6 protein-coding genes are annotated in these 10,704 nt (G+C 40.6%); 4 read left to right on the top strand and 2 right to left on the bottom strand.

What is annotated here, in order from left to right:
• Window positions 1-154 precede the first annotated feature (154 nt).
• Window positions 155-1,549 carry a tRNA uridine-5-carboxymethylaminomethyl(34) synthesis GTPase MnmE gene (gene mnmE / locus C5S62_RS12860; protein WP_104405718.1) on the bottom strand — a complete coding sequence of 465 codons (1,395 nt, stop codon included), beginning with the start codon at window positions 1,547-1,549 and terminating at the stop codon, window positions 155-157.
• A gap of 53 nt (window positions 1,550-1,602) precedes the next feature.
• Window positions 1,603-2,364: an SDR family NAD(P)-dependent oxidoreductase gene (locus C5S62_RS12855; RefSeq protein ID WP_104405717.1), complete on the bottom strand. Its 762-nt coding sequence runs from the start codon at window positions 2,362-2,364 to the stop codon at window positions 1,603-1,605.
• A gap of 471 nt (window positions 2,365-2,835) precedes the next feature.
• Between C5S62_RS12855 and C5S62_RS12850 the strand changes: the two genes are divergently transcribed.
• The 4 genes from C5S62_RS12850 to C5S62_RS12830 all read left to right on the top strand — a co-directional run bounded on the left by C5S62_RS12850 (window position 2,836) and on the right by C5S62_RS12830 (window position 10,660).
• The gene (locus tag C5S62_RS12850) at window positions 2,836-4,359 is read left to right on the top strand and encodes a DUF4301 family protein (protein WP_104405716.1); all 1,524 of its coding nucleotides are present in this window, start codon (window positions 2,836-2,838) and stop codon (window positions 4,357-4,359) included.
• A gap of 246 nt (window positions 4,360-4,605) precedes the next feature.
• Window positions 4,606-7,329: a pyruvate, phosphate dikinase gene (gene ppdK / locus C5S62_RS12845; RefSeq protein WP_104405715.1), complete on the top strand. Its 2,724-nt coding sequence runs from the start codon at window positions 4,606-4,608 to the stop codon at window positions 7,327-7,329.
• A gap of 203 nt (window positions 7,330-7,532) precedes the next feature.
• Window positions 7,533-9,029, top strand: coding sequence for a site-specific integrase (locus C5S62_RS12840; protein ID WP_016212917.1), 1,497 nt, complete (start codon window positions 7,533-7,535; stop codon window positions 9,027-9,029).
• A gap of 1,241 nt (window positions 9,030-10,270) precedes the next feature.
• Entirely contained in the window at window positions 10,271-10,660 is a 390-nt protein-coding gene (locus tag C5S62_RS12830; protein WP_104369427.1) for a hypothetical protein, read from the top strand.
• Window positions 10,661-10,704 lie beyond the last annotated feature (44 nt).

The raw sequence follows: 10,704 nt of genomic DNA, 5'->3' as shown, positions 1-10,704 counted from the left end.
AACATTTCAGCTCTCGAATTTTAACAAATGCACCGGAATTTCGGCTTGACCCGTGAAAAGCGGTTATATTGCAGTATTGGTACGAAAAAAGCCGCCCGATAACGAGCGACTTTTCAATATTTTACACCAAATGGCACCAGTTATCACCAATAGGCTACTTGCCGATGCAGAAATTTTTGAAAATGTTTTGCAGAGTCATATCAGAAGTTATTTCTCCAGCGATTTCGGAAAGATGGTGGAGGCATTCGCGAAGGTCTTGGCTGATAAGATCACTTGAAAGAGAAGAGGAAAGTCCAGTGCGAACACGATGAATAGCAGCGAGGGCTTGAGTCAAGGCCTCGTAATGACGAATGTTTGTAACGATAACTGTGTTATTATTGATAGATGGAAGGTTGGTGGAGGAGGTTAGCTCATCCTTCAAAATTTCAATACCATTACCGTTTTTGGCTGAAGTGGGAATAATTTTTATGGATTGTGGAGAAGAAAAGGGGAGGGGAGGGAGAAGGTCTTGGGGAGAGTTTTCAGGAATAAGATCTGTTTTATTAAGAATGACAATGAGATGCTTGTGAGTGCAGAGAGGAAGTATTTTAGGAGATAGAGTTGTGAATTGAGAATATGCACTTGTAGCATCAATTATCCATAGAACAATTGATGCTTGGTCGATTTTTTTAAAAGTGCGTTCAATACCAAGGTTTTCAATAGTATCGGTTGTTTCACGTATGCCTGCAGTGTCAATGAAACGAAATGTGGTGCCAGTAATATTGACGGTATCTTCAATGACATCACGCGTAGTGCCATGAATGTCACTTACAATAGCTCTCTCTTCTCCTACGAGGGCATTGAGTAATGTCGATTTTCCGGCATTTGTTTCCCCAATTATTGCGACAGGGATACCGTTTTTTAGAGCATTGCCGAGACGGAATGATTCACAAAGCCAAGTGATATGATGGTCAATGTTTTCAGCTAATGATTGTAGTTCTGAACGGTTGGCAAATTCAAGATCTTCGTGGTCGGAAAAGTCGAGTTCTAATTCAAGGAGGGTTGTAATATGTAGTAAACGTTCTCGCAGTTTTTGTAACTCTTTACTGAATCCTCCTCGCATTTGGTTCATGGCAATGCGGTGTGAAGCTTCTGAAGACGATGCAATGAGGTCTGCTACAGCTTCGGCCTGGCTCAGATCCATCTTACCATTGAGAAAGGCCCGTTGAGTAAATTCGCCAGGCGCTGCAATTCTACATCCCTTTGCAATCAGGAGCTCTAGCGTTCTGGAAAGAATATAAGAAGATCCATGGCAGGAAATTTCCACACACTCTTCGCCTGTATAGGAATGAGGAGCGCGGAATATACTAACTAGAACTTCATCAATTATTTCATTATCTGAAGTTTTGATGTGCCCAAAAGTAAGAGTTCCGGCTTTTCGGTTTGAAAGTGGGGTGGAGTTTGCCGGATGGAATATTTGGGTTGTGGCGTTTATGGCTTGGGAACCTGAAATGCGAATTAGACCGATAGCGCCACCTGGTGCAGTGGCTATAGCGCAGATAGTATCCATAGACTGTTTCTTCTTAAAGCGAAAATATATGATTGAATTTGATATGTCAGTTTTTAGATTTTTCTTGCTATTAAATGCGCTATTATATTATTAGGCATCAGATTTATAAATGGAATCATCAGTCGCCATCTGTATGGTATGGTTACTATGGGACGGCGCTGTTTTAAAGCTTTGACAATAGCGTGAGCTGCTTTATATGTGTCTATAACCCAAAAGAACTTATCAGGGTTTGGTAACAATGGGGTGCGTATAAATCCTGGCCGGATATTAGTGATGGTAATAGGAAGTCCTGTTTTTACAACTCTTTGCTGCAAAGCTTCCAAATAATGTGCCTGATAAGCTTTTGAAGCAGAATAGGCCGGTGCTGGTGCTAATCCGCGCAAAGAAGCTATAGAAGTAATGGCTACTAAATGACCATAACCTTGCTTTAGTAAATATAGAAAAGCCCAATCAATAATGGCTGTCCATCCTTTTACGTTGGTGTCAATGGTTTCAAGTTCTGATGCTGGATCTAATTGTGGGTTTATGTATCCAATGCCAGATGAATGAATTATGAGGTCTATACCTCCCATTTGTTTTATTAAATGTTCAAGTTTTTCTGGGGCATCATGGCTGCAAATATCAATGGTTGCTGTGAATATATTTTTTCTGTTGTTCTGGATTTCCGACAGAATGTTTGTATGTCGTGCAGCCAAACCGACAATGTGGCCTTGTGCTATGTAAATTTGTGCAACCTCCCGCCCTATGCCGGAAGTTGCGCCGATGATAATAATTCGGCGCTGTGATGTGGCAATTGGGGATGTTTTTTTACTCATAATGTTGCAAAGTTAGTGATTTTTTTCAGGCTTTCCATTTTCAGCTTTTGTTTTTATAGAATTTGTGTGGTCATTTAGATTTAAAAGAATGGCGGATGTATTCATAGACTTGAAAAGAAAGATGCTTATTAATATATGTTGAATTTCCGACTGAATACGATCGCAATTCTAGAATATAAGGGTAAGGAAAATTGCAACATGTACAGAGATTTGAGAGAATGTGGCAATGAATTCTACTCTTTGTTCCGCTCTAATTGGAGGATATGTCAATGAGACAGAATACAAAAATATTAGAGACCTGTTTTCTGTTAATGTTAATTGATTTTCTGGAATTTATATTAGTGGCTCATTTTTTTATTCAAAAAACTGTTTGTAATAGGTGTTTTGTCGGCAAAAGTATTTAATTTTGCGAAATACCGCAGTTGTGGTGATATTCTTTCTTATTTTGAGAAGTTTTCAAAAATTGAATCTATGATAAACGAACAAGACAAAGCTTTATTGGAGAAAAAAGGTATCTCTGAAACCCATTTACAAAGACAACTTGAATATTTTAAAAAAGGTTTTCCCTATTTGAGACTTGCCGCAACAGCAAGTGTGCAGCGTGGTATTTTATGCCCTGATGCCAATGAGCGAATAGATTATGTGAAAGTCTGGGATAATTATGTCAGCGATCCTAATAAAAAAGTTGTGAAATTTGTGCCAGCTTCGGGAGCTGCCAGTCGTATGTTCAAAGACATTTTCACCTTTGTTGATGGCAATTCCGAAGTTCCGGTGACAGATTTTGAGAAAAAGTTTTTTGACAATATTCATGATGCTGCATATTTTCAAGATTTGGATGCGGCCTGTCTACAATTATGTGGTTGTGGTGTCGATAGGCTATTGGAAGACAAACGTTATAAGGATGTGGCTAAAGTTTTATTGTCAGCTGAAGGGATGGGGTATGGGCATTTACCCAAAGGACTGTTAAAGTTTCACAGTTATAATGAAGGGGCACGTACTCCTATGGAAGAGCATCTTGTTGAAGGGGCAATGTATGCCAAGCAGGGAGATGGAGAAGTGAATGTTCATTTTACCGTATCTCCAGAACATCGGAAACTTTTTGAGAAATTATTAGCAGAGAAAGTAACCAGCTATGAACATATATATGGGGTAAGTTTTAATGTGGACTTCTCTGAGCAGAAAGCAAGTACCGATACTATAGCTGTTAATCCTGATAATACACTGTTTCGCCAAAATGACAATAGCTTACTTTTCCGCCCTGGTGGTCATGGTGCTTTAATTGAAAATCTTAATGATATTGATGCAGATATTATTTTTGTAAAAAATATAGATAATGTTGTCCCCGACAGGCTAAAACCAGAAATGGTTAATTATAAAAAACTGTTGGGTGGTGTACTTATCGTTCTTCAGCAGCAGGCTTTTGCTTATCTGAGAAAACTGGACAGTGGGCATTATAAAATGTCGGATCTGCTGGAGATGTTGCAGTTTGTCCAGAAAAAACTTTGTTGTAAGAATCCTGAAACGAAGTTGTTGGAAGATACCGAAATGGCTATATATTTGCGGCGAAAACTTAATCGTCCTATGCGTGTGTGTGGTATGGTGCGTAATGTGGGTGAGCCTGGAGGTGGCCCATTCCTTGCTTATAATCAAGATGGTACCATATCGTTACAAATACTGGAAAGTTCTCAAATAGACATGAGCAATGTTGATGCTAAGACTATGTTTGAGAGTGGTACTCATTTTAATCCTGTAGATTTAGTGTGTGGAGTGAAAGATTATTTGGGGCAGGCTTTTGCTCTGACTGATTTCGTCGATTCTCAAACAGGATTTATATCCCATAAAAGCAAAGATGGTAAAGATTTGAAAGCCCTTGAATTACCAGGGTTATGGAATGGAGCGATGAGCGATTGGAATACAGTTTTTGTAGAAGTTCCCCTTTCTACTTTTAATCCTGTAAAAACTGTTAATGATCTTTATCGCGAACAGCATCAGTAGTATTCATTGTCTAATGTCTATAGGCAGAATGGGATAACATGACAAATTGAGTAAAGAAACGCCCTATGTTTGAAAGTTAAATTAAAATTCAAACATGGGGCGTTTCTTTTGTTTTTTTTAGCTAAACTTAAGTCGTTTTTTTGATAAGCGGGGTGGAAAAAATAGTAACTTCTTTTGGTACATAACACTTATTTTTATAATTTTGCGTCATAGTTCACATATAATAAAATATTTTAAATTATCGCTATGGAAAACCAAAAAAGAGTTTATTCCTTTGGCGCTGGCAAGGCAGAGGGCCGTGCAGACATGCGTAATGAATTAGGTGGTAAGGGAGCCAATTTGGCTGAAATGAATCTCATTGGAGTGCCTGTACCTCCTGGATTTACCATCACAACTGATACCTGCAATGATTATTATAAGATAGGCAAGCAAGAAGTTATAGATCTTTTACGCGGAGAAGTTGAAAAAGCATTAAAGAGTGTAGAGGATTTGATGGCTTCCAAATTCGGTGATGTGGAGAATCCCTTGTTGTTGTCTGTTCGTTCTGGCGCTCGTGCTTCCATGCCTGGAATGATGGATACGATTCTAAATCTTGGTTTGAATGATGAGGTTGTAGAAGGATTGGCGCGTAAAACTGGAAATCCACGTTTTGCCTATGATGCTTATCGTCGCTTCGTTCAGATGTATGGTGATGTCGTGATGGGTATGAAGCCTGTCAACAAGGAAGATATAGATCCTTTTGAGGCAGTTATCGACAAGGTTAAGGAAGAAAAAGGTGTTAAACTCGATAATGAATTGGACGTTGAAGACCTTAAAAAATTAGTGAGACTTTTTAAAGAGGCCATTCAACAGCAAACAGGCAAAGCATTTCCAACTAATCCAATGGAGCAGTTGTGGGGAGCAATTTGTGCTGTCTTTGATTCTTGGATGAACGAACGTGCCATCCTGTATCGCAAAATGGAGGGCATTCCCGCAGAATGGGGCACAGCTGTAACTGTAATGGCGATGGTGTTTGGTAATATGGGCGAAACGTCTGCTACTGGTGTTTGTTTTAGTCGTGATGCAGCCACTGGTGAAGATCTCTTTAATGGAGAATGGCTTGTGAATGCACAGGGTGAAGATGTTGTCGCAGGTATTCGTACCCCCCAGCAAATAACCTTAGAAGGTAGTCGTCGTTGGGCAGAACTGCAAGGCATTTCGGAGGAAGACCGTAAGGTAAATTATCCTTCAATGGAAGAAGCGATGCCTGAAATATATCGTCAGTTGGATACAATACAGACGAAGCTAGAAGAGCATTATCGTGATATGCAAGATATGGAATTTACCGTCCAAGAGGGAAAACTTTGGTTCTTGCAGACACGTAATGGCAAGCGTACTGGTGCTGCTATGGTTAAGATTGCCATGGATTTGTTACGTCAGGGAATGATAGACGAAAAAACTGCTATTAATAGATGTGAACCCAATAAACTGGATGAACTACTTCATCCAGTATTCAGTAAGGAGGCTTTGTCTTCGGCTAAGGAACTGACGCGTGGTTTGCCTGCTAGTCCGGGGGCCGCTTGTGGACAGATTGTTTTCTTTGCAGAAGATGCAGCCAAATGGCATGCCGATGGCCGTAAGGTCGTTATGGTACGTATAGAGACTAGTCCAGAAGATCTTGCTGGTATGGCTGTTGCTGAAGGTATTTTAACAGCCCGTGGCGGTATGACCAGTCATGCTGCAGTTGTGGCCCGTGGTATGGGTAAATGCTGTGTGAGTGGAGCTGGTGCCATTAACGTTGACTACAAGAATAGAATTGTAGAAATTGACGGCGTGGTACTTAAAGAAGGTGACTACATCTCACTCAATGGTACGAATGGATGTGTGTACAAAGGTGAAATTCGTACGGAAGCAGCTGAATTGTCAGGTGATTTTGCCGCTTTAATGGATCTTTGTGCCAAATATACGCATTTGCAAGTAAGAACCAATGCAGATACTCCACATGATGCTGAAGTAGCCCGTAAATTTGGTGCTGTAGGTATTGGTCTTTGTCGTACGGAACACATGTTCTTTGACAAGGAGAAAATTGTAGCAATGCGTGAAATGATTTTGGCCGATGATGTGGAAGGTCGGCGTAAGGCTTTAGCAAAGTTGCTGCCATATCAAAAAGAAGATTTTAAAGGTATTTTCCGTGCCATGGATGGTTATCCTGTAAATGTTCGTTTGCTCGATCCTCCCCTCCATGAATTTGTTCCTCATGACATCAAAGGACAGGAAGAGATGGCTCAAGCCATGGGAGTAACGGTTGAATATATTCGTCAGCGCGTAGAAAGTCTCTGCGAACACAATCCTATGCTTGGTCATCGTGGCTGTCGTTTGGGAAATACTTATCCTTGCATCACGCAGATGCAGACACGCGCTATTCTTAGTGCTTGTATTGATTTGAAGCGTGAGGGATTTGATCCTCATCCTGAAATTATGGTGCCATTAACAGGTATTCTTTATGAATTTGAGGCTCAGGAAGAAGTGATTCGCGCAGAGGCTGCTGAACTCTTTAAGGAGGAAGGTGTGGAGATCTTTTTCAAAGTTGGCACAATGATTGAAATTCCCCGTGCTGCATTGACTGCAGACCGTATAGCCACTCATGCGGAGTATTTTAGTTTTGGTACAAATGATTTGACGCAGATGACTTTTGGTTATTCGCGCGATGATATTGCCAGTTTCCTTCCTGTTTATTTAGAGAAGAAGATTTTGAAAGTCGATCCATTCCAGGTTCTTGATCAAAATGGTGTCGGTCAACTTGTAAAGATGGCAGTGGATAAAGGACGTTCTGTGCGCAATGATTTGAAATGCGGTATATGTGGCGAACATGGCGGTGAACCCAGTTCTGTTAAGTTCTGTCACCATGTTGGTTTGAATTATGTGAGTTGTTCTCCATTCCGTGTGCCTATAGCTCGTTTGGCTGCGGCGCAGGCTGCAATAGAGGAATAATACTCTAGGTAAATAAATACTAATATCAGGCTGTAAATCACTGCAATAGCAGAATTTACAGCCTGATTTGCGCTTAGGCGGTTCGTGCATTTGACCGCAAAAAATGAGCCAAATGAACGTATTTGCTTACTCTCTGCTTACACCAAATGACCCCCTTGCTTACACCTGCTTACACCAAGGTTCAACTTATTAAATAATTGTATATGATTACATTAAAAGCAGTAGTGCGAAAACCAAGGACAGACGGTTTCTTCTCCGTGTACATTCGCATTGTTCACAACAGAAAGCCGGGCTACATCAAGACCAATAAGATTATTGATGCAGCACATATTGACAGCAACGGTGAATTGACCGATCCGGTGGTCAATGAGTATTGTTCGATGATTATCCGACAATACACCGACAGGCTGAATAGAACTGATATTTCTCTTTGGGATGTCAAGGATGTACTGGAGTATTTGCAGAAGACAGATGAAGAAGTTTGTTTTAGCGAGTATGCCCAATCGTTCATTCACAAAATGGAAAAGGAAGGTCGGCAAAGAACCGCCAAGAACTACAAACTTGCCGTGGCGCATCTTGAACGCTTCTTAGGCTCAAACAGGCTTATGTTTAGCCTTCTGACTTCTACCGTCCTGAAGAAGTGGATTGAGAGTTTGTCGCAAACGAGCCGGGCAAAAGAAATGTACCCTACGAACATTCGTCAAATTTTCAAAGCTGCCATCGCTGATTTGAATGACGATGAAAGAGGTGTAAACCGCATCAAGTTCAATCCTTGGCTAAAGATTTCCATTCCCAAGTCGGATAATTCAGTTCAGAAAGCTATCAGTGCCGAAGCCTGTCGTGAGTTCTTTAATAGGCCTCTTCCCAAAACAAAAATGATTTCTTCCCTACCGGAACTGGGCAGGGATGTTGCTCTCCTATCGCTATGTATTGGCGGTATTAACTCCGTCGATTTGTACGAGCTCAAAAAGAAAGACTATAAAAACGGAATTATAGGCTATCAAAGAGCCAAGACTCGCAACAGTCGTAGAGATAATGCCTATATGGAAATGCGAATTGAGCCATTCATACAATCCACATTTGAAAAATATCTTTCAGATGACAAGGATGAACCATACCTGTTCAATTTCCATCAGCGTTATAGTAATTCTGATAGCTTCAATGCGAATGTGAATATCGGCATCCGCAAAATTTGTCAGGACATGGGTATGGATAAAGAAGATTGTTATTGCTTCTATACATTCCGGCATACTTGGGCTACCATTGCTCAGAATGATTGCGATGCGAACCTTTATGAAGTTGCTTTTGGTATGAACCATAGCCACGGATTTAACATTACCAGAGGATATGTCAAGATAGACTTTACCCCGGCATGGAATCTGAATGCAAAAGTCATTGACTTCATCTTTTTTAGCGATGAGAAAAGTAAACAAGGCAAGGCGAAAGACTTGGAAGAAACAGAGGACAAACTCTTCCGTATATCAAAGAAGATGATGATTTATGGTCGGGCTTATTTCAAAGGCAAGGTTGTGGGCGAACTTACAGATATAGGTTTCAGTAACGTGGATGAAGTCATTACGGAACTTGTCAAACAACTGCCCAAAGACATCCCCACAGGCTGTAATGTTCAGTTCCGTCTTACTAATTGCGATTCTCAAAAAGAAGTGGTTTACGAAAGAAGCAAGGGCAAAGGTTTCTAGCTGATGTGAGTAGAATCTAACTCTTAACAGGAGGGAAGAATTTAACTACTCTACCTTATAGCCGTATCAGTCATTTTTTTGATTGGTGCGGCTTTAATCGTATCTGCCCCTATCGGTCTGATTACGGTTAGCTACAATGTTGCCAGTTATCAGTGCAATAAGCAAGACCAGTCCCTTCCACAAAAGAACAAACGATTTCTTGATAATCCAGATTGCCGTTCTGAATACGTTGACTATCAGAAAACGCGCAAACCTAAGTACCAGGATGAACAAGAACACCACTGGTAGCAAGTATATTAAGAATAGTAATTCAAACAACATAACTTTCAACTTTTAGGGTGAATAATGTAGCCTATAAGAGACTGTTTCTATATGTAAATATAGTGAAAATCAGTGACATAGCAAAGAAATATCGTTGCTTTTTATAGCGTTTCAAGATACTTTTTACCTTCGGTTTCAAGCATTTAGGCTATGTTGTACTATGGCTTTCCAATTCTTGGTATTTGGGATAAAGTATCTCTTCATCCAAGTGATATGAGGAACAATAAATGTTGGCATTGACTACTCTGAATATATAAGTTTGGAATACTCTTTTTCCCTTTTGTCTTGGTGTATGAATCCTTGTTACCACATTATCCCTGTATATTGGGCAATGGGTTAATCCTATCCTCTATCCACGGAAACTTGGAAACAATCATATCGGGTATCACATCATCAGATGTCAAAAGGCACAGACCTCTTGGTTTGCAGGTAATGCCACCTTTGGGTTATGTTATTAAGGAATGTAGATACCGAGTAACCGTGGTTACACGATACCATAGAACCATAGTTATTGATAACTTCCTGTTCGGAAAACAGGATTAGGTCATTGCCTTGAATATAGTAACCGAGTTATCTTGATTATACCGTATCGAGACACTTCGGACGATTGTAAACAAGTTATCCCATATCCTTGGCTATCGGGTTAAAGTAACCTTGGTTATAGAATACCACCTTCAAAAAAATCTGTTGCGCATTTCCTTCCGGGCGGAGTTTCAGCGATAATTTTGTCGTAAAAAGAACCTTGGAGGACATCGAACTGCGTTGCAGGATTTGTCAAGCAAGTTGTACCTTTGTGGCCACAAAACTCCGTTTCGTATCAACAAAGGTGACTTGCCGACTGCTACCGCATCGGAGCGATTTCTCGCTGTTTCGCCTTGCGAAAAAGGTTCAGGAAACCAATTTTACTAAAGGACTATTGTATGATGACTCAAAAGACCAAGTACATTAAGGTACGAATGACCCCGGAGGAGCAATCAACGCTCAAAGAGAAACTGAAAGAGAAAAAGATGACCATTGCCACTTATGTTCGTTCAGCAATGGCAGAGTATTCAAACACCGATGCCAAACAACGGTTAGAACTAATCAATAACCTTGGTACGTTTTACCGGAAGTTCCGGGATGAATTATCCTGGGCAGGCGGAAACCTGAATCAGTCGGTCAAGAGAGCCAATGAACTTGCGGTAGCCGGGTTACTTCCACCCAGCTATATCCGGGAGGTCTTGATGCCGGTTATCCTTGAAACCCAGAAAACATTGAACGAGATAAAGAGAGACCTTGAAGCCGTGACACGCAAAGCTGTCAAACTATAGTTTCCCTATACCTTAATTATATATACCCCGATATACAGGAATCA

Source organism: Prevotella sp. MGM2, from assembly GCF_002933955.1.
In the GTDB taxonomy this organism is placed as follows: Bacteria; Bacteroidota; Bacteroidia; order Bacteroidales; family Bacteroidaceae; genus Alloprevotella.
Note: the sequence above shows the minus strand (reverse complement) of the source record. Positions and strands in the feature narration are given on the sequence as shown.